At 64.3% G+C, this 20,254-nt stretch carries 14 protein-coding genes; 6 read left to right on the top strand and 8 right to left on the bottom strand.

Features of this window, described 5'->3' with window-relative positions; genetic code table 11:
* Positions 1-51: 51 nt before the first annotated feature.
* The 7 genes from AC3E6M_RS10220 to mobF form a co-directional block, all read right to left on the bottom strand.
* Positions 52-2,151 carry an AIPR family protein gene (locus tag AC3E6M_RS10220; protein ID WP_490529792.1) on the bottom strand — a complete coding sequence of 700 codons (2,100 nt, stop codon included), beginning with the start codon at positions 2,149-2,151 and terminating at the stop codon, positions 52-54.
* A complete protein-coding gene (locus AC3E6M_RS10215) occupies positions 2,148-3,071 on the bottom strand; it encodes a PD-(D/E)XK motif protein (protein WP_490529791.1) in 924 nt (307 codons plus the stop codon). The genes AC3E6M_RS10220 and AC3E6M_RS10215 overlap by 4 nt, the downstream gene beginning before the upstream one ends.
* A 59-nt stretch (positions 3,072-3,130) precedes the next feature.
* Positions 3,131-5,941 carry a Z1 domain-containing protein gene (locus tag AC3E6M_RS10210; RefSeq protein ID WP_490529790.1) on the bottom strand — a complete coding sequence of 937 codons (2,811 nt, stop codon included), beginning with the start codon at positions 5,939-5,941 and terminating at the stop codon, positions 3,131-3,133.
* Positions 5,928-7,385: an ATP-binding protein gene (locus tag AC3E6M_RS10205; RefSeq protein ID WP_490529789.1), complete on the bottom strand. Its 1,458-nt coding sequence runs from the start codon at positions 7,383-7,385 to the stop codon at positions 5,928-5,930. Before AC3E6M_RS10205 ends, AC3E6M_RS10210 begins: the two co-directional genes overlap by 14 nt.
* 25 nt (positions 7,386-7,410) lie before the next feature.
* Positions 7,411-8,580: a DNA cytosine methyltransferase gene (locus AC3E6M_RS10200; protein WP_490529788.1), complete on the bottom strand. Its 1,170-nt coding sequence runs from the start codon at positions 8,578-8,580 to the stop codon at positions 7,411-7,413.
* The gene (locus AC3E6M_RS10195) at positions 8,577-9,113 is read right to left on the bottom strand and encodes a hypothetical protein (protein ID WP_490529787.1); all 537 of its coding nucleotides are present in this window, start codon (positions 9,111-9,113) and stop codon (positions 8,577-8,579) included. Before AC3E6M_RS10195 ends, AC3E6M_RS10200 begins: the two co-directional genes overlap by 4 nt.
* Before the next feature lie 158 nt (positions 9,114-9,271).
* Positions 9,272-12,808, bottom strand: a complete 3,537-nt coding sequence (gene mobF / locus AC3E6M_RS10190; RefSeq protein ID WP_490529904.1) for a MobF family relaxase — start codon at positions 12,806-12,808, stop codon at positions 9,272-9,274.
* Between the two features lie 65 nt (positions 12,809-12,873).
* On the opposite strand from mobF, the gene AC3E6M_RS10185 reads away from it, so the two are divergent.
* The gene (locus AC3E6M_RS10185; RefSeq protein WP_490529786.1) at positions 12,874-14,046 is read left to right on the top strand and encodes a restriction endonuclease; all 1,173 of its coding nucleotides are present in this window, start codon (positions 12,874-12,876) and stop codon (positions 14,044-14,046) included.
* A 30-nt stretch (positions 14,047-14,076) separates the two neighbouring features.
* On the opposite strand, the gene AC3E6M_RS10180 is transcribed toward AC3E6M_RS10185, so the two are convergent.
* Positions 14,077-14,919 (bottom strand): hypothetical protein, encoded by an 843-nt coding sequence (locus tag AC3E6M_RS10180; RefSeq protein ID WP_490529785.1) that lies wholly within the window; start codon positions 14,917-14,919, stop codon positions 14,077-14,079.
* Between the two features lie 250 nt (positions 14,920-15,169).
* Between AC3E6M_RS10180 and AC3E6M_RS10175 the strand changes: the two genes are divergently transcribed.
* The 5 genes from AC3E6M_RS10175 (at position 15,170) to AC3E6M_RS10155 (ending at position 19,468) form a co-directional block, all read left to right on the top strand.
* The gene (locus AC3E6M_RS10175) at positions 15,170-16,906 is read left to right on the top strand and encodes a type IV secretory system conjugative DNA transfer family protein (protein WP_490529784.1); all 1,737 of its coding nucleotides are present in this window, start codon (positions 15,170-15,172) and stop codon (positions 16,904-16,906) included.
* Positions 16,907-16,977: 71 nt separating this feature from the next.
* Complete coding sequence (locus AC3E6M_RS10170) at positions 16,978-17,454, top strand: single-stranded DNA-binding protein (protein ID WP_490529783.1); 477 nt, start codon at positions 16,978-16,980, stop codon at positions 17,452-17,454.
* 14 nt (positions 17,455-17,468) lie between these two features.
* A complete protein-coding gene (locus AC3E6M_RS10165; protein WP_490529782.1) occupies positions 17,469-18,089 on the top strand; it encodes a hypothetical protein in 621 nt (206 codons plus the stop codon).
* Entirely contained in the window at positions 18,064-18,285 is a 222-nt protein-coding gene (locus tag AC3E6M_RS10160) for a helix-turn-helix domain-containing protein (protein WP_490529781.1), read from the top strand. The genes AC3E6M_RS10165 and AC3E6M_RS10160 overlap by 26 nt, the downstream gene beginning before the upstream one ends.
* Entirely contained in the window at positions 18,278-19,468 is a 1,191-nt protein-coding gene (locus AC3E6M_RS10155) for a tyrosine-type recombinase/integrase (protein WP_490529780.1), read from the top strand. Before AC3E6M_RS10160 ends, AC3E6M_RS10155 begins: the two co-directional genes overlap by 8 nt.
* The last annotated feature ends 786 nt before the right edge of the window (positions 19,469-20,254 follow it).

Here is a 20,254-nt window from a genome sequence, read left to right as displayed (position 1 = left end):
AAGCAGGCTCACGACCGCATGATGCGAAGCGACAACAACGCAAACACGGGCCTACTGATACGAATCGCGGCTGATGACTCCGTGCTCTGCCATGCGATCAAGCAGCCTTAGGAGGACCGCCGCCTGCCGATCCGACGGAACGCGGCCCTGACGTAGGCCGAACAGTTCCACGAGGCTCTTCTCCGTTGGGGACATCGACACCTGAGACGTGGCTCCGTAGACGGTCGTCCAGGCCTGGGGACTGACGGCGAGGACTCGCTTGACACCCTCGAAGCCCGTGTCCATCGCCCGTTCCTTGCGATCCTCGGCAGCTTGCACATGAGCCTGCGTTGCGGTGATCAAGTCAGCTTCCACAACATTGTCGAGTTTGACGCGGACTCTCTTGAACCCTTCCCAGCAGGCCTGTTGCTTGGCCCACTGGGTCACGTTTGCTTGCGGGCGATTCGGATCGGTGAGGTGCTGTTGCGCAAGCTGAGCGATCTGGACGAGCGCTTCCAACGTCGCGCTGCTGATCGCCTGCTGTTTCCAGACTCGGCCGAAGTCGTACTTGGCGCCGACGAACTGGGTGCCGATCTGGAGAGAGAATCGCGAGATGGCGTAGGCCACGATGTTCGCCAGGTATCCCGGCGCACTTCTGTACCAATCCTGCTTGAGCACCTCGGTACGGAGCGTCGCGTACATGATCGCCTTGCCGATGCTGGTGCGGAAATATCCGTCGCCATAGGCATCCGCGCCCTTGCCGTCGTCTTTCGTCCACTGTGCATCGACTTTGTTGGCATAGTCGGCAAAGACGGACTGCGCCCCCTTGCTCACAAGGTCGGGATGCTGGTTCCAGCAGTAGTCGTACTTCGCCCAGTCAGTCTTCGTGATCCGTTGGGACTTCGGGTACTCCAGCTCGAACTTCGCCTGTTCGCCCGCCGAGCCCCGTGCGGTCCGGTCGTTTTCCCATTGGCCGCGGGCGCGTTCGTAATACCAGCCCGTCTGGTACTGCTTTCCTTCTTGCGCCGGCGCCTTCAGACGACGGCTAATCTGCTCCAAGCGCACATGAAACTCGTGGGTCGAGAACAAGTCCGCCGCACTCACTCTGTTCTGGCTGTTGGCGTACTTCGCGACTGACTGTACAACGGCGGCAGAGTCCGAGTCGCTGACGGTGACGAGCTTCATCTGGATGGAGACGCCATCCACATTTCTGCTCTTGTCGCTTCGCAGAAAGTGAGCGAGGGAGGCCGTGGTCTGTCCCCCGTTGACTATCTGCCAGCGACGCAGGCGACGGACAGTTGTCCCCTGCGGTGAGCGCCCGAGTTCGACTTCAGTCGCTGTTGTGGTCAGACCGTTGTTGTACGCGAGGAAGCGTTCCGGTTCTTGCGCGAGGGTGGCTTGAATGCCTCGATTGACTTGTCCTCGCGCGCTCAAGAAGGTTCGGACGTTCGATTCCAGGAGGAGGCTGCCGTACTCGTCGAACACGTCGGCGAGCACCTTCGCGGGGATGACTGCGAGGTAGGTCCGAGTGGTTTCGTCGTCTCCGGCAGTCACCAAGCACGGCAGACCGTCAGGAATCCACTTGGTGAAGTCGACGTGGATGTCCTCGCTTCCGCGATCAGGAAGCGCTGCGTCGATGATTCTCCGCTGGTCCCACACTTCGTACGTTGTTCTCAGGCCGGCTACGACATCGCTTTCGATGGTGCGAATCCGGCCGCTCATTGTGCCGTCGGTGATGAGGATGATCCGAATCTTGGCGATCCTGCCTTCGGTGATCTGCTTCGAGAAGTAGTCCGCGTACTCCCACTCTCGAGAGGATGCCTCCAGGTTTGTCGTCAACCATCCACTGGCGGCTGCTTCTACGAACCCTATGGCACGTCCAATCGCGTCCTTCGCGCCCGTCATGGTGAGAGTTTCGTCGCCTCCGAAGTATCGGCCGGCGAGGATGACCAGGGATTGTTCGATCGAGCTCTCTGCGTACCCGAGTAGCTCAAGTCGCTTACCGCGGGGGCCGTTGCATCGAAGTGGCTCGATGTTCAGATTAGCTACCGCTTCTGCGTCTTCGAGCCTTGTAGCGAAGACTTCGGCGAAAGCTTCGATCTCGAAGGCTCCGTCACCGGCGACCGCTGCGACCTTGATCTCGTTGCGGAGATCATCGATTCCACTGCTCACGAGGGTCCGATTTCGCCCAGTAGCGCATCGAATCGTGCAGCGAATGGAGACAGCCTCAGCAACTCAAGCGAGTAGTGCACATCGATGATTCCTGCGGGCAGGGAGGGGATGTCGAGGTGGGGGAAGCCGTCTTTGACTTGGAACCGTAGCCATTCTCCGGGGAGGAACCGGAACCTGTCGTACCACTCGTCGGACAAGTCGAGCGTCAGCGCATCCAGGGCGGCGTCCCAGGTCTCGGCTGCAGTTGAGCTAGCGCTTCCCAACGCGTCGCCAAGCTGGTGCGCGTACTGGCGGAAGGGAACAGCCGCGCTGGAATCGCGCGGCGCATTCTCGATCGGAAGAACGAGAAGATCGAGTGCTTGCCCCGTGGGAACCAGTTGACCCGGGGAAGATACGCGGATGGTCCCTGGTGGTTGATGCGTGGACTTCACTTCGATGCCACGACCGTCAGCGAAGGTGAAGTCGTGGACGCCCAGCCCGGCCTTAGCCCAGGGGCCACGCCACGCCCTGACAGCGTCTTCCGCCTTCATGCCCGCCGTGATGAGCGCGCGTAGAAGTACGAGTTCGGCAAACGTTCCTCGCACAAGGGGTTCTGAGAGCCGGCCCCGCCGCTGGCCGACGAAGCGCCGGTACTCCTCGATCGAGCGGATTAGCGTGTCGATGCCCTCGTCGGTGGATCTCGCAATCGAAACGCGCTCTAGAAGATACTCCACGAGTTTCAGGAAGAGGGGCGGAAGTCCGTCGTCGGTGGCGGTGATTTGGACATAGTCGTTGCTGCCGCTCCGAGTGGTGCTCACGGAGAAGCCCTGACCGTCACCAATAACCTGCGATGGTGCAAGTGAGACTCTGATGAAGAGAGCCGCACGGCTGTCATCGTTGACCGCGGCGAACATGAACGGCGTCTGGCCGAGGATGATCATCCGTCCACTTGTCCCGGCGAGCACCTGTTCGAAGAGTGGTCTCAGAGACGACACGTCCATCAAGCGTCGTCCGCTTCGAGATCGTCGTCGCCTTCGTCATCAACGAAACCGTTGTACGCACGCCAGAAGACTTGGTTTACCCGGTAGGTCTTCGAATCCCGTGTTGCATCCTCGATCTCTTCTTGCGTCATCTTCGGGAAAGCGATCGCCACGGCGATCCGACTCAGGCCGGCCTCGACCTTTTCTAGATCGAGATCTTCTGGGTCCTTCGGCTCGTCAGCAGTGACGGCGTAGATCATCAGGATTGGGTGGTCGATCGAGGCGAGGGTCCGCGCCTGTGAGGTCATTCGCTTGCCGCTTGCGGTGAAGCGCGGTTCTGCGTCCATCGCCGCGCGCTCGGACTTTGTGAGCGAGCCAGCAACATCGGTTCCGGAGGAGACTCGGCGGCGGTCAAGACGGATGTGCCCGTCCGATCGGCTACGCCCCATCTTGTTTCGCCGGCTCATGCCCACTGAGATGGCACCGAACTGGTGTTGAGCGCCTCCCCCACTACTGCTGATCAGCACAACAGTCCACCGGTCGTTGCCGGGTGTGACTTTGAACGCGTCGGTGATCGGGAGAGCGCCATCTGCGCCGGGGCCGAACCATTGGCTGCCCCGGTCACCTTGGAAGGTTCCGAAGAAGTCCAGGATCTCGTCAAGGGGCACATTCGTCCATGCGCTGAAACCGCCGCTCGTTTCCACCGACTCGGCGGTTCCCAGTCGTGCGATCAGAGCTTCGACAGCTGCCTGGTTTTGCTGTTCGACGTCCGCTTCGCCGGTGAGGTCGTACGATTCGGCGAGCCGGTTCTCCCAGACAATCGGCCCGATCTCCACCACTTCCGTGTCGCGCCCCTTGTTGGCGGCGACAATCGCGACGCTGTCCGGATGGACCCGTACGCGTAGACCGAAGTCCCGAGGGGTGAGGGCCCGTGCTTTCATATCGAGCAGGGTGTCTCTCAGTTCCTCCGTGACCTCAGCAGAGTGCTCGAAGTCAGTGCGAGTCGTCTCGGGCATCCAGATGCGCACCAGGTCCTCGAAGCGGGGTCTGTAGCCGAACCAACGACCCATCTGCATGAGAGTGTCCATGGTGCGTGGTTCGCGAACGAAGTAGCTGACCTGGAGCCCGTCAAGGGTGAGGCCGCGCGAAAGGATGTCCCCGCCGACGACTATCTTCGGCACGAGATCGTCAGCTTCTCGTTCTGCAACGGTCATCAGTTTCCGGCGCTTCGCACGTTCTTTTGCGGTGTCACCGTTGATGAGCTCCACACGGAACTCGTTCGCAATGTCGACGAGCTTTTCGGACACCTGCTCCCAGGTGACGTCCGTTACGTTTGCGAATCGAACAGTCCAGATATCTCGAACCGTCTCTGCGGAGGCACTTCTTGTCGATGCGCGGCGGGCAAACTCGCCGAGGATGACGGCGACAGTCTGGCTGAGGAACTCCACGGCTAGCTCTGCTACATCGCGCTCCACGCTCTTGAAGCGAGACACGTTGATCAGCATCGATGCCGGCTTGGTCTTCTTATCGCGGATGCGACGGACGGCTGTTCCGAGAAGGAACGCGATCAGCGCGGTCTTCATGGACTCCGGGAGCGCCGCGACGGGGTGATGATTCTTATGTTTGATTGGGATGATCTGAAGACAGTCTTCGACTTCGGTGTCGATCGCAGAGTGTCCACCCTCTGGGAAGTAGGTCCCGATCCCAAAATAAGTAGTCGGTGGGAACATCACCCTGATGTAGTCGCTTGGGAATAGGTCCGTGAGAACGGTTCCGGGGCCGTCCGCGACGGGCTCCCCCTCCCCTGGCTTTTCTACAAACTCGAAGGCAGCCTGATCGTCGATGAAGATGTTGGCGAACGGTGTGGCTGTGATGGCCAGATACGAGCTTCGTGTAGACACGTCGAGGAGTGCACGGATGGCTCGATTGACGCTTGTCGGGTCTTCCTTGTCGCGCGTGTTCGGGCTTCCCCAATCGGATTCGTCATCGACGACTACGAGGGGTATGTCCAGCCGCCCACCAGGTGCTTGGCTCTTGATGTAGGTGCGGATGTTGTTCAGAAGAGATGGTGTCTTCTTGGTGATGAACACGGTTGGAAGGCCGCCGTCGACCCAGGTGATGCTGGAGCCGCGCTTGGATTTGGAGAAGTCGTGGCGGACGGTCGTCATGAGGTGAGAGCGAAGGCCGGAGATCTCTCCGACGCCGACGTAACGGAGTGCGGCGTTGCTGATGCCGTCTTCCCATGTCTCCGAGTCGATGCCGAGAAGATCGGTGTCGAATCGAGTCTGTGTTTGCTGTCGTAGGTTCTCAGTGTGTCCGCCGATCACGATGATCACGCGGTAGCCGTAGTCGAGCGCCTTGTTGAGAATTCCCAGGTAGGTTGCCGTCTTGCCGGACTGGACCTCGCCCATCAGTAGACCGCGCCGAGGCCACGTCCCGTCGGACTGTGCAGGATTGCCCAGCAGTTCTACGACATCGTCCGTTTGCGTGTCGAGTGTGTTGATCACGTTCGCTTCCCAGTCGCGACTGATGAGCAGCTTCTTGTAGGCATCCCATCGCGGGGTATCCGTCTCGCCGCGGCGTTGCGCGATCCAGGGCTTGAACGTCGCTTCGTCGACGATCGATCCACCCAATGCCATCTCGACAGTGTTTTCGAGTGTGAGTTCTTGCAGGACTTCGTCGATCTCGATCGCGATGAGATCCTCGAACAGGAGGGACGCGAATCCGGTGGCCTTGGTCTCCAGTTCATCGAAGGTCAATGGACGGACCCGGTTGAACAGCTGGTCCTTGAGATACGCCTTGAACTCGGCTTGACGGTCACTCAGCGGCATGGTTGTCCTTCCAAACGAGATCAACAAGCGTGTGCAGATCGTCGATCGTGTTGAACGGTTCGACGCCGGCCAGCTGTGTCACTGCGACGTCGGGGGCGTCGTCGAAAAGGCCTGACTGGTGCATGTCTCGGAGACGAGCGATCAATGTCTCTCGCTCTGGAAGTGCGGCCGTGGCGGGCACGTTCGCCGCGATCTCGACGTATGCGTCCATGACCGGGAAGGTGGTCGCGATGGTTTGTAGTAGTCCGATGACACGCTCGGCGTCCTCGGCATCGAGGCGGGACAGAACCGATCCGACGATCGGGCTTTCGAGGTTCACCTCGTAAAGGAGACCGTCGCGAGTCTTGAGTTTCGTCCAGACGTGCGCGACGTCGGTGCGTTCGCGTCTGCCTCGGAATGTGTGGACTCGATGACCGCGATCCAGAATTGGGTCGATGAGTTGTCGGAGTCGTAACTTGAATGAGGGTGGCGGCTCTGACCGTGACTTCTTGATGTCGAGCTGCCAGAGCGCGTCCAGGCTTGTTGGCACATCTACCTTGACACGCGTTTGTTTGGACAGTTCATTCGTCCGCGCGAGGCCGTACCAGTGTCCGTGGGAGATAAGTCGTCGGTTCCGATAGACGTAGAATCCTTGAGCGTCTCGCATGCGGTCACCGAGATCCGGACGTCGTCGTTCTTCGGGTGTCAGCGCAGATGCGTGCGGAAGGGTAAACCCTTCCACGTGCACGCCGGCACCGCCGATCCGAAGGGTCTCAAGCGCTGTGCGTTGGGTCTTCGGGTTGTCTGACAGAAACGGATCGATCGGGCGCAGTGTGATGCCGTTCACCGCGACGTTGAGACGTTCGCGCCGATCCGCAAGGAACCTGTGAAAAACGAGCGCAAGATTGGAGCGGACTCGGCCAAGTCGTTCTGCGAGGAAGACACCTGGAGCGGTCGTGTCACCCAGAAGCAGATCAAGGTCGTTCCAGACTACGAGAGTCCCGCTTCGTTGAGCATCAAGGTCGGCCCACAGCGGTAGCGCGCGAATATCCCGGTCGTCAAGAACATTGAGGAGCCACTCGCCGGAGTCGCGTACGAAGTCGATGTCCCAGCGCAGTGCAGTCACCGCCTCATCGCGCTTTGTGGCTACGGTCAAACAACGCGCCTGAGACAGCGAAGCCGTCTTCAGGCCGAGGCCAAAGCGGCCAAGGTCCGAAGCGTCTCGATCGCCCGTGGCGCCCGCGAGGCGCAAGGCCTCGCGGGCAGTATCGGAGGACATGCCCCGTCCGTCGTCCAGAATCGCTATGTACTTACCTTCGACTACATCCGCATCAATGACGACGTTGCGTGCTCCTGCAGTGATGGAGTTGTCGAGTAGGTCTGCAACGGCAGCTTCGAACGAGTAGCCTACCGAGCGCATGGATTCGAGCAGATTAACGCTCGGCTGGATGACCTCCGACTCCATCGTCTCGCCTCGATTCACGCTTCAACTAAGCTGCCTGGACCTGTTGCGGTGCGAAGGCGTTCTCGAACTCGATGTTTGGTTCGATGGACGGATAGGTGATCCCAGCGAACGACTTGAACAGCGCCGTAAAGATGGCCGTAGCACCGCGGACGGGGACTGCCATACCGATCTGTTTCCGCACACTCTCTCTAAGGCCCTCGAACGTGAAGTCATCTGGGAAGGTCTGCAGGCGCGCCCTCTCACGGTTCGTCAGGGCGCGGTTGAGTATCCAGTGATAGATATACGATCCACCGCCCCCACCTCCGGTGACGGTGTACGAGGGCTTGTCCGGCTCGAGCCGCTTGTAGGTCGTACTAATCGTCGTGCGGGTATTGATGTGGAGTCGCTTTGGCATCGCTTGAAGCGCCCGTGGTGAGAATGCGTGTTCACCGGGTCGCAAGAAACTTAGACGTTCGACAACTTGAGCCGACAGTCGCGCTATCTCGTGGTTCGTGGCGTTCAGGGCAATCGGCGGAATAGTGAGCGCGGACTTCGCGGTGACGTCGATATCCGCGTATATGTCGGGGGAAGGAACTTTGAAATGAACGTCAAGGTCCTCACGGATTCCGACGATAACGATCCGTTCTCGGCGTTGCGGCACACCGTATTCATCGAACGAATAGAGGTGCGGTACGAGTCTGTATCGGAGTCCGTCTGCGGGACTCTGAAGGTGCTCCAGGATTTGCTTGAACGCTCTTCCTTCGTTTGCGCCGCGGAGACCCGAAACGTTTTCGGCAACGAACCATTTGGGCTTCTTGGACGCGAGAACCTTCACGCCGTACGTGTAGAGGGGACCGTACTCTCCGTGTAAACCCTTCCATTCCCCGACGAGGCTGTAGTCATTGCAGGGAAAACCGAACGCGAATCCGTCGATTTCGCCGAGTGTATCGATATCGAGATCGTGAACATTCTGGTGGACCACGCCGCCGCCGCTTGCGGGGAGGTCCGTCGCGGACTCGACCAGTTTTGCGCCGTCATCGTACTCGGGAACAAGGATGTTCTTGAGATAGGTCTTGCAGGTGTCGAGATCGTAGTCATTCGCCCATGCGTGCCGTAGGCTGACGCCGTCGAGAGCTTGTGCTGCGAGCCTTGCCCCGAGGGCCATGCCGCCGGGGCCGCTAAACAGCTCACCCATGCGGTAGGTCTGGTCGGTCATTGGCGTGGTTCCTTGGGGTGCTCGATTACTTCACGGTTATGTCCTAGAGTATCGACGGCTGTTGGGCCGCGCTGCGGGCCACGCCGGTGGGGGTTCCGGCTTGCCGCGCCCCACCCCAAGGTAGTTGGGACGGCCGACATCAAGTCCTCGGTCGACTTGAGTTCACCACCGCCCCCTATTCGGATGCATGTCGGGTCCTGGACCCGGCGGTCTACATCGCGGTGTCGGCGAGTGCTCCACTCTCGCATCCGTGTCGCTACCAGGAGGATCAGGCTTACCGGTCCGACGATGACGAACTTCATCATGTTCCACGCCGCCAGCAGCACGACGGCGTTAAGCCAGTGCGGTCCACCGTCTTCGATGGTCGTCACGCACCAGCTCACGATGAACCAGTACGGGATCGCGAGGAGCATCGCGAGGATGCCCCATTTCAGGCCGCGACGGGTGCGGATCGCGGCGATCAGGAGGTTGGTGGGCGCGTAGCTGAGGATGCTGTGGGTGCGGACGCTTGCCGCCCAGATGAGACGGAACATGGGCACAGTCCTTCCAGGGGTTCGGCGACAAGAACCTGAAAGGACCGCCCGTAGCGTTCGGGGTGGTCATACCGTCGCGGGGAGCGACAGCGCCAATATAGAGGCCGCCTCGTCCTCCACTGTACGACGATGGCCTGACATCGGGAAGGGCACCGGGCTCACAGCGAACGGCGGACCGGCTCCCGTTCCGGCCTATGCTGCGGCTCCTCCCCTGCTCCCCGTGCGAGGCTGCGTGCCCGGTCCAGGGCGGCCTTGGCTCGGGCGACTTCGATCTTCTGCGCGTCGCCCTCGGCCGGGGCACCGAGTGGGGTGGGGTCGGTGATGTCGTAGCGGTCGCGGTAGGCGGCGACGGTGCGGGCCAGTCGCCGCCAGGTCGCCGCGGTCTTGGCATCCCTCGGCGGGGTTCCAAGCACCTTCGTCCAGGTCTGCTTCTCGGTGAGCGCAGTGTCGAGGAGCGCGGTGGCGCGGGTCTCGATGAGGTCGCGGCGTGCGGTGAGTGCCTGCCGAAGCTCGCTGCTCATGGTGCCGGTGGCTTCGGGGATGAGGCCGGCGATCAGGCGGGGTGCCCTGCGGGAGCGGCCGGAGCCGGCGGGTTGGGCTGTGGCTCGGGCGAGGCGGTAGTGGAGGACGGCGGCGAGGTCGTCGGCGTCGGTGAACCCGCGTGCGCGCACGAGCCGTGGTAGCAGCGTTTCGATGTCGTGGTGGTTGGCTTCGGCGCGGCGGAGCTCGGCGGTCAGTGCCCCGAACGCCGGGGAGGTGATCGCGTCCTCGGCCTCCTCCTCGGTGAGACCGGACGTGCGGACGAGGTTCGCCCATCTGTCGCGTTGCGCTGCGGCCGCCAGCGTCTCGTACTCGGCGGCGAGCTGGCCGATGTTCGCCCAGGCCTCCTGCTCGGTGGTGACGGTCTCGTGGGCGGAGAGCTCGGCGCCGACGTGCTGGAGCACGCCGCACAGCACCGACCGGGCGGTGGCTTCGGTGTTGCCGCCGGGGTGCGGGCCGTCGTGGGAGTCGTCGGGCTTGTCGATGGCAACGTAGGCGAGGTTCGTCTCCCGGCCTCGGGTGAGCGCGACGTACAGGTTCTCCCTGGTCATGCTCGCGTCGACCAGGACGTGCGAGGTGTCCACGGTGATGCCTTGTGCCCGGTAGGAGGTGACGGCGTAGCCGAGGTCAACATGCTCGGCGGCGTAGTCGGCGGGAAGCACAACCGACGCGCCCCAGGTGCGCCCCGCGCGGCGGAGGGTGAGGGAGCCGTCGCCTCGGACCTCGGTGACCGTCCACCTGTCGCCGTTGCGGATCCAGCCTCGCCCGGCACGCAGTCGGCGGTCGTTGCGCCGGGTGATGACGGTATCCCCGACCGCGGCATGGGTGCCGTCGTGCAGCGCGACTTCGCGGCGGGCGTCCACGGCGCCGTCGAGGATCAGGTCTGTGCGGGCACGCTGGTTGAGCGCCTGGACGGACTCGTTCGAGTCAGAGACCAGCACCGTCGCCCGCCCCGCCTGCCGGTCGGCCCGCCACGCGGCGTAGGCGGCATCGACCATCGCCTCCGTCTCACCACCCTGGATGCGGCCGTGGTCCAGATAGGTGTCGATCACCTCAACGTGACCGTGCCGCAGACCGAGCGAGGCGGTCTTCTCCCACTCGTTGGCGAACCTGTGCACGTCGACCAGCTCCGGAGCATCCTCGCGGTCGTGGACGAGGAGCGAGAACGCGCCGCCGGCATCGACGGACTGAAGCTGGGCGTAGTCGCCGACCAGCAGCACCTTCGCCCCGGCCTCGGCCGCGAGGTGGGTGATGCGGTCCAGGGACAGGGTGCCGGCGAGGGACGCCTCGTCCACGATGACGAGCTGCCCCTTACGGAACGTGTCGCCGTGGACAAGGTGGTTCTGCCACCACTTCGCCGTGTTCTCGGTCTGGATGCCGAGGTCATCGGCAAGGACCTGCGCGGCGACCGCGGACGGCGCGAGCCCGACAACGCTGCCGGCGCCGTGCTCGTGCTCCCATACGCGGCGTAGTGCGGACATGGCGGTGGTCTTGCCGGCGCCGGCGGGCCCGACCAGGACATCGACGGTGCGCCCGGACACAGCGATCTTCGCCAGCGCGGCCGTCTGGTCGTCGCCGAGGATGTGCCCCTTCCGATCCGGGCGCGACGCGATCCGCTCGATCACCGCGAGGGGCACGGTCGGCCCGGTAGTGGTGCGGGCACGGTCGAGGAGGCGGTCTTCGGCCGCCAACAGCCCTTCGGAGGAGAACACCGTCGAGTGCTTCGGCCGGAACACGCTCGTGCCGTCCTGTCGGCGGAACACCTCGGGGCTCGACGCGAGTTCCCGTGGGATGAGTCGCAGGGAGGCGGCTTCGGCTGCATCCACGACCAGCCCGACGATAGCTTCCCGATCCACGGTTGAGGCGAAGCGGTAGCCCATCGTCTGCCGGGCCGCCTCGGCCGTGAGGTTCCAGCGTCGCCAGGTGGACCGCTTCTCACCCATGACCTCCACGACCGACTGGCCAAGGGACGCGATCACGTCCAACGGGATGTCGTCGGCGCGGAGCAGCAACGGCGTCTCGTTCGCCGTCACGTCCCGCGCCCACGAGGTCGCATCCCTGCCGAGCAGGCGGCCGGCGCGGCCACGCCACTCCGCGGTCAGGTCGGCCAGGGACCGGACCTGTTTCTCCGGCCTCGTGGTCAGAGTGGCTTGGGCGCGGAGCTTAATGATCGTCGCCGTCGAGGGCTGACGACCGTGCCGCGCGACGTACTCCGCAATGAGGCGGTCCTTTTCCGCGTCGATATGCCGGGAGCGGGAGGAGAACTCCGCCACCAACTCCTCCGGCACGCTGGCGACAGCCCAGGCGTGGTTTCGGTCACGGCCCATGTCGCGGGCCTCCCACTCCACGCCGAAAGCGCGCGTGAGGTGGTCGGCGAACACCGCCTCGTGCAGCTCCGACAGAGCGACCGTGGCGGCGTGCATCGGTCGCCCGTCGAGGGAGCGCCACTTGCCGTCGAGGACGGTCTGCACCTTGTTCGAGATGACGACGTGCGTGTGCAAATGCGGGTCGCCCGCTCGGGAGTCGTAGTGGTCGAACGCCGTGGCGATCAGGCCGCGTACATCGACTTGTGCGACGGCGCCGTTGCGGGCGGTTGCGCCGGTGCGGGTGACTGCAACCTCCCGCTCCATGAACGCAACCACCTCCGCAACCGCCGCATGATGCGCATACGCAATCAACGCCTGCGTCCCCGCATCCGCGACCGCCCACAACACCGACGCGGACTTCGGAATGCTGAACGTGAAGTCATACCCCGCGACGGCACGGCGCGTCCCGCGCGCCGCTTCTTCAGCCTCGAACTGTGCGACCGCCTCGGCGCGGCTGGCTGGCCCGAGGTCGGGATCGAGTGCGGTAGTGCGTTCTTCGACGCGCTCGGCCACGGTCTTGTAGGCGGGATAGGCAAGGCCGAGAGGGTGGCCCGTGACCGGGTTCCGGCCCATCCCGACCAGGAGCTGGAGCTGGGACTCGGAGACCTGATCGCCCTCCACGATCAGCCCGCCCAACGCGGGCACCCCCGCGCCGAGCCAGCGACCCGGCGGGCTGCCCTCCTCGGCGTAGTAGCGGGTCAACGGGGTCGAGAGCGATCTGTCGCCATCGCCGGCGGCGACCGTGCGCAGCAGGTACTTGTAACCGTCACCGGCGGACATCACCCGCATCGACACTGTCACGCCAGGTAGGTGTTGAACGCAGCCCGGGGAGCAAGAGATGAGAAACTTGCAGAGTGAATCTTGACGAACTGCTGCGGGTGATGGATCGCGCTGCAGCGAATCTCGTCAAGCTTCAGGCGATCTGGGATCGCGCGCAGCCGATGATCCCTTCGAGCCCACAACGCGGCACCAGTCGGGAGTACGAGGACCTTCGCCGGGCATGGACGCCTTTGCTCGCTGGCCTTCCTCCTATCGACGGGTTCGCCGTCACCGAGGAACTTCCTGACATTGACGAGGTCGGGCAATCGTTTATTGACTACTTCGAGATCGGTGAGCCTGCTTTCGCGCTTATGACTGAGCTGGAGCAGCCTGGCCACCAACTCGATGAGTACCGGTTCAGGCTCGCCCAAGCACGCCGGCGAGCAATCCACGATCGCCTGGACGATCTCACCTCGACGATCAATGTCACACTGGGCCAGATCACCGAGTCCGTTACGCGCGACTCATCAGACCGCGTGAGTGATCCAAGAACTGCGGTGGTCGAGGAGTCGATCAGCGAGATCGAGCGTCTACTCGGTGACACCATCGATAGGAAAGGACGATGGGGTGATCTTCACCGACATCTCCGATTCGGTCAGGGACACGACTGGCACGATATCGCCGAGATGGATTGGCCGTCGGTGCGAACGGACATCGAGGCTGCGAGCCTCTCGGAATCTGATCCACTGCCGGTACCGGCGATTGACCTCGGCGTCGCCGCTTCCGCAAGACCCTCGGGTGGCGCAAGCATCGGCATCACGTGGACAGTCCTGGATGACGACAAGTTCGAACGCCTACTGTTCGATCTATTGCGCGGCTTCTCCAGCTATCAGAATGTGGAGTGGCTGATGAAGACGCGAGCGCCTGATCGAGGGCGCGATCTTTCCGCCGAGCGTGTCATAAGGGACGACGGCGGAACGACGCGGACAGAGCGGGTCATTCTTCAAGCGAAGCACTGGACATCGAAGTCCGTTGCTCCTGCCGACATCACGAACACACTGGCGGCACTGCCGCTTTGGGAACCGCCGGTCATCCGAACCTTAGTTATCGCCACGAGCGGGCGATTCACCACCGATGCTGTGGCGATCGTGGAGAAACACAACTCCGAGGGCAAGCTCCCGTTCATCGAGCTCTGGCCGGACAGCCGGCTTGAGACACAGTTGTCGCAACGCCCAGACCTGATTGCGAGTTACGGCCTTCGCTCGTAGGCAGTCGGGATCTCATGACTCTGGTCAGACTCAACTTGCTCGGCGGGCATCTTCTGAGCTCTCGACTCCCTCACCGCGGTGCAAAGTGACGAGGAAGGTGATGATGGCGCCCGCGGTGCGTACGACCATCACAGTTTCGGCGTGCGCGATATCGGGTTCCGCGTATCGACCGTGCCTGCCGCCCGGGAGCTGATTCGAGTAGGCGTACAGCTTCTCGATCGCTTGCCGTAGTGGCGCGTGATAGCCGGGGCTATCTGGGAACAGGTTGCGTGCAACGTCAGAGAGAGTTGCCTTCGGACTTGACGCAACGATCTTCGCAACCGCTTCGAGTGCATTGATTGCATCCGCGACGGCGCCCTCCAGGTTCGCCGGTTTGCCGCGCAGGTTGCGCAGCGCGTTGAGATACTGCTTGCGGACAGGCTCGAACTCGTCCGTCAACGATGCAAGCGCCTCGTCCTCGTCGTGTCGAGTTTCGAACTCGTCAGCCGCTGGCTCGTAGAACTCGAATCGCCCGCTTCTCATCTCATAAGCGATCCCGCTTCGAGAGAGAGCGCGGTTCGCGGCCCGCTCGATGTCTGAACGAGCTTGCCCCCTAGCGTTCGAGAACTCCGCTTCGAGCGCCTCGTACACATCGATCCAGCTCATCTGATCGAGGATCGCCCTTGCGGACTCGTCCGCGTACGAATCACTCCAGATGTTCGCGTCAGGAAGCTGTTGGGTGTGCTCGCAGAGGGCCCGGTAGGCAGCGAGTGAACTCTTCCCGCCGCTACTGACGACATTCCAGAGCACAAGACGAACAGCATCGCTGTCGCACTCCACCAAGGTTCGCAAGGGCTCAGCGCGGGCGTACCCGAATCGATCTGCGAACGACATCGCTCTCCTCCCCGCACTGACAACACCTGCTCGCCCATTCTCTCGGAGTCTTCTTTGGATCGCACCTGACCACGACCTGCAAGACGCGTGGCAGCTCAGAAGCGGGGAAGAGAACGACGGCTCCGGGAGCAGACGGCGGGGCAGGTTCGACGCGGCCCGGGAAGCGTGGTGAGCACCTGGCAGGTGACCAGCCCGACGTCCAACTCATGTGCAGAAGACCGTCGGGATCACCCGATCCGGCGGAGTCTGCATGTCAGAAGTCGAGAACACGAACGACGGTCGCCTGCGGGTCGGATCGCTGTTCTCCGGCTACGGAGGACTCGACGCCGCATGGATCACCGGCACCGCCCAGCCCGCCGGCGGTGTCGATGCCGGCCTGGGCGTGCTGCTGAACCCCGGCGACCCGGCCACCGCACTCGACGCCCCAGGGCTGAGCGTCGTCGCGTATTGGATCACCGCGACCGTCCTCATCCTCGCCGCCGGTGCGGCCGGGTGGTGGGTGTGGCGGCTGCTGCGCGATCACGGCCGGCAGGTGAAGACCGACCCGTACCGGATCGCCGGGATCGCCACCCGCACCGAGGTCGCACGCGCCGGCTCCGAGAAGGCGTTACTGCGCCGTGCCGGGCACCTGCGCCCCTCCCTGGACACGCCGCAACCCGCAGACGTCGGCTACCGGATCGGCGCGTCCCGCGGGCACGGGGTATGGGCGTCGGTGGAGGACTCGATCCTACTTCTCGGGCCGCCGCGTTCCGGGAAAGGGGCAGGGGTGGTCATCAATATGCTGCTGGATGCGCCGGGCGCGGTGGTGACCACCAGCACCCGCCCGGACAACCTCACCGCGACCCTCCGCGCCCGCCAACGCACGGGCGGGCCGGTGGCGGTGTTCGACCCTCAGCACCTCGCCGCAGGCGTCCCCGCCGGGCTGCGCTGGTCGCCCATCCGCGGATGCGAGGACCCGCTGACGGCGATGATCCGCGCCACCGGACTCGCCGCAGGCACCGGCCTATCTGCTGGTGGTGTCGAAGGTGGCGGATTCTGGGAAGGCAAGACCCGCACCGCGCTCCAAGCCCTGCTCCATGCCGCCGCGCTGGATCGGCGTCCGCCGGGTGAGCTGTTCCGGTGGACGCTGGACCCGTCCGCGGCGGCGGACGCGGTGGCGATCCTGACCGCGAACCCGAATGCCGCGGTCGGGTGGGCGGAGGGCTTGCAGGCGATGATCGACTCCGACCCGAGAACCCGCGACTCCATCTGGCAAGGAGTCTCCCTCGCCCTCGCCGCCCTCGCAGACCCCCGCGTCCTCGACGCCGTATCGCCGCGGGAAGGCGAGGACTTCGACCCCGAAGCGTTCCTCCGCGCGAAAGGCACTCTCTACCTCCTCGCGACCGGCGCGGGGGCGAACAACTCCGCCGCGCTTGTCGCGGCATTCGTGGAGGATGTCGTAGAGGCCGCACGACGGATCGCCGCGACCAGCCCCGGCGCGCGCCTGGACCCGCCGGTGCTGCTCGCGCTGGATGAGGTCGGCAACCTCGCCCCACTGCCGTCGCTGCCGACATTGATGGCCGAGGGCGGCGGCACCGGGATCACCACCATGCCCGTCCTCCAAAGCCTGGCGCAGGCCAGGGAGAAGTGGTCCGAGAACGCCGCCGGCGCCATCTGGGACGCCAGCATTGTGAAGATCATCCTCGGTGGGGCATCGAACTCGAAAGACCTCCACGACCTCACCACCCTCATCGGCGAGCGGGACGAGGTGACCGACTCCACAACCGTCGGCGACCACGGGTCCCGTACCGCGCAACGCTCCATCCGGCGGCTGCCGATCATGCCACCCGACGCAATCCGCACCCTCCCGTTCGGCACCGCCCTCGTCCTGCTCCGCTCCGCCCCACCCATCGTCACCAGGCTCCGCACCTGGGCCCAGAGGCCCGACGCGGCCAGGCTGCGCGCGGATCGGACAGAGGTCGAGACGCTGCTGCAACAGCGACCGTAGGGACGGGTGAGCGCACCTGCCTGGCAAGGAGACCCCGCCGTGGGGTCGTCGAGTCAAGGAGGGCAGTCGTCATGGCGATCCGCACGCAGGAATCGTTCTCAGGGTTCATCGCCTCAGACCCACAGCTCAGCCGCACGAACAAGGGTGAGGCGAGGTTCTACGCCCGGGTCGGGCAGGAGCACTACCGGCGGGAGCCGGATGGGTCGTTCACCGAGCTGGAGACCACGTTCCACGACCTCGTGGCCTACCGGGCCACCGCCGAGCGTGCGCACGACCGGTTCGCGAAGGGCGACAGCTTCGTCGCCGAGGGCTACACGCACCCGTTCGAGTACGAGCGCGACGGGCAGACCGTTCAGGGTGAGGAGTTCGTCGCCAAGAAGATCGGCCACGACACCGCCCGCACCAGCTACGACGTCGACCGGAATCCCCGCGCCAGCCGTGCCGCCGCGGAGCAGGAGGCTCCGGCTCCGGCCGCGTCTCAGGCAACCGCGAGCTATGAGGAGCCGCACCGACCATCCCCGTTCACAGCGCCGGCACTCGGACTGTGACCAAGGAGACCTTGATGGCCGAAGTCGATAACGTCCCGGAGGCGGACGAGCCCGAGCCCGCCCCGCTGCACGATGACGCCGATGAGGAGGTCACGGATGCGGAGGAAGAACTGCTCGCGGAGCCGCCGCATCCAGTGAATTGGAACCTCCTCACCGCCGAGGAAGCCGCCGGCGAGTGGGTCGAGCTCGACAAATGGGTGACCTGGCTGCGCCACACCTACGGGCTCCCCGCGAGCGTGATCCCGCCGTTCTGGCACCGCCATCCCGAGCTGCTGTGGGAGCTCAGCGCCCTGCATCTGCACTGGCTGTGCGCCTACGACCCCGAGGAGAACGGATCGGCAGCCAACGGATGGCACCGGGACTTCGCCGACGCCCGCCAGCGGCTGCGCGACTGGGTGGCCGCCAGCGGCACCCGCCTGGACCGCGACCGCCCCACCCGGCAGACCGCGTGGCCGGGCGAGACTCCCACCGAGACGATCGAAGACACCGTGATCCCAGACCGGGCTGCGGACTTCCGCGCGTTCGTGAAGGCCGATGTCGCCCGCCGGCGGGCCGCTGAGGACGCCTTCTACGCCAGCCTCGGCGCCGACCCTACGACCGGCGAGGCGCATGACGATGACGAGCCCGCCCAGTGATCGCGGCATCGGCACGGTCGAGCCACTGTGGTGCCCCAAGGAGGCATCCGAGTTTCTGACCGTCTCCCAAGCCACACTGTCTCGGTGGCGGCGGGAGAAGGTCGGTCCGCCGTTCGTGCAGGTCGGCGGCGTCTACAGGTACAACCCCGTCACCGTCCGTGCCTGGGTGCGCGACCAGGAGACCGCTCATGGCTGACCCCCGCAACCGCCGGATGCCGCCGGTCGGCGTAGGTCTCACCACCGATGTCGAACGTCGCACCGAGGGATTCCGCGCCCGAGTGCGGTGGACCGACCCATCCACGAAGAAGCGCGTCGGCCGGGTCAGCCACGTCCGCACAATGGAGGAGGTCGAGGAGTTCTTCGACCAGATGCGCAAGGCCACCGAGACCGGCACCGACTCCACCGTCACCCTCACCGCCTACGCTGCATCAATCGGCGACCGATGGCAGCGCGGTCTGGACCCCACTTCCACCGCCGAGCTCTACGACACCGGGCTCCGGCTGCGGGTGCTGCCCGCGCTTGGACACGTGCGGGTCGCGAAGATCACCGCGGGAATGATCGACCGCGCCATCGACGGCTGGGAGGCCGAGCACTCCGCGTCCACGATCAAGAACTCCATCGCACCCCTCGTCCGCGTCCTGGACGAAGCCGTCCGCGACGACATCATCTCGATCAACCCCGCCAAGCACCGCGCCCGCCGCAACCTCGGCAAGCACGTCACCCACACCACCGGGGCACTGCGCCAATACGCACTCCCGGACCTCGCCACGCTGCGCAAACTCGCCGACGCGTGCGGGCAGGTGCACCAGTCATATTCCGATCACGTCATGCTCGCCGCGCTCCTCGCCGCCCGCGGCTCCGAAGTCGCCGGCCTCCGGGCGGGAGACGTGGACTGGGACAACCAGATCGTGTGGATCAGACGACAGCACTACCCCGGCCGAGGCGGCCTCGTCATCAAGCAGACCAAAGGCCGCCGAGACCGCCCAGTGCCTATGCTCGACGCCCTCGAATCCGTCCTCGAACGCCTCACCGCCGACAAACAGCCCGACGACCCGCTCCTGCGCGGACCCCGCGGCGGTGTTCTGACCACCGCGACCGTGCGTGACGCAACCCATTGGGACGACCTCGTGAAGCGCCTCGGGTTTGGCAATCTCACCCGCCACGGGCTGCGGCACACCGGGGCGACCTGGATGGCCGACGCCGGCATCGCCCTGCACGTGCTCCAGGAGATCCTCGGGCACCAGTCGATCGAGACCACCAAGGGCTACCTCCACCCCGACCACCGGCACCTCGCCGAAGCCGCCAGGCAGGCCAACCAGTTCCTCTCCGCAGCCCCCGCTAGGAAGGACGCCAGCCGCCGCGACGGACCCCGTCTATGAGCACCCAGAATCCACGCTCCGACCCTCCAAACAGGGGGCCGGAGCAGCCGCCTGCCCGCAGATTGGTGCACCTCGCGGGCACCTTTTGGTCCACTCCGGCAACGTCGGCCTCAAACACGAGTGGTCCACTTCACCGGCGGGCAGATCAGCCGTATCGGCCGAGTGGACCAGGCAGTGACCACGCCCAGAAACGACGAAGCCCTGGTGAAAGTTGCCTCTCACCAGGGCTTTTTGTCGGGATGACAGGATTTGAACCTGCGACCCCTTGACCCCCAGGCGTCCAGACGGCTTCGGCCGGACCGGATTCCGCGTGATTCCGGGCGTCAGATCATGCGGAGCACGTCACGAGATGCATGGTTTGCACGGTTCTGGTCCCCTTCTGGTCCCCCTCATCAATCACGAAGATCCTGAACGAGGTTGCTCCGCGGTGCGAACCGCAGACCGAGCGCCGGGATCAGCGGTGCTGCCTGAGTGCACTTGCCACAGGTCCCTCAGGTCAGAACCGGCGAGGTCTGACCCGCGCGGAACGTGCCGACCCCAATCAGCGTCAGACAGTTGCGAAAGGAACTCACGCGCCTCTGACGGACGAAGGGATCCTGGTTCGTGGCCCTGTGCGAACTCCGCCCCGAGCGAGTTAGCTGCCGTTCTCGGAACTGAACTCATCCGCATCACCACGCCTGCCTCGGTGTTGACCCCGTGATAGAGCATCGCACCGAGCAGGTTGATGCTTCGCAGGTCGCTCTCGCTGACGTTCTCAAAATCGATACCGCTTGTGGAGGCGTCGGT

Source organism: Microbacterium sp. SCPM-O-B-15248 (M128), from assembly GCF_058214835.1.
The sequence above is the reverse complement of the archived record's forward strand: the minus strand, read 5'-3'. Positions and strand labels throughout refer to the sequence as shown.

Coding starts and splice junctions, on each gene's coding strand:
- AC3E6M_RS10215 (WP_490529791.1), bottom strand. CDS start 3,071: ATGATCATCCTCGGCCAGACGCCGTTCATGTTCGCCGCGGTCAACGAT.
- AC3E6M_RS10210 (WP_490529790.1), bottom strand. CDS start 5,941: ATGCCGCTGAGTGACCGTCAAGCCGAGTTCAAGGCGTATCTCAAGGAC.
- AC3E6M_RS10205 (WP_490529789.1), bottom strand. CDS start 7,385: ATGGAGTCGGAGGTCATCCAGCCGAGCGTTAATCTGCTCGAATCCATG.
- AC3E6M_RS10200 (WP_490529788.1), bottom strand. CDS start 8,580: ATGACCGACCAGACCTACCGCATGGGTGAGCTGTTTAGCGGCCCCGGC.
- AC3E6M_RS10195 (WP_490529787.1), bottom strand. CDS start 9,113: ATGTTCCGTCTCATCTGGGCGGCAAGCGTCCGCACCCACAGCATCCTC.
- mobF (WP_490529904.1), bottom strand. CDS start 12,808: ATGCGGGTGATGTCCGCCGGTGACGGTTACAAGTACCTGCTGCGCACG.
- AC3E6M_RS10180 (WP_490529785.1), bottom strand. CDS start 14,919: ATGTCGTTCGCAGATCGATTCGGGTACGCCCGCGCTGAGCCCTTGCGA.
- AC3E6M_RS10175 (WP_490529784.1), top strand. CDS start 15,170: ATGTCAGAAGTCGAGAACACGAACGACGGTCGCCTGCGGGTCGGATCG.
- AC3E6M_RS10170 (WP_490529783.1), top strand. CDS start 16,978: ATGGCGATCCGCACGCAGGAATCGTTCTCAGGGTTCATCGCCTCAGAC.
- AC3E6M_RS10165 (WP_490529782.1), top strand. CDS start 17,469: ATGGCCGAAGTCGATAACGTCCCGGAGGCGGACGAGCCCGAGCCCGCC.
- AC3E6M_RS10160 (WP_490529781.1), top strand. CDS start 18,064: ATGACGATGACGAGCCCGCCCAGTGATCGCGGCATCGGCACGGTCGAG.
- AC3E6M_RS10155 (WP_490529780.1), top strand. CDS start 18,278: ATGGCTGACCCCCGCAACCGCCGGATGCCGCCGGTCGGCGTAGGTCTC.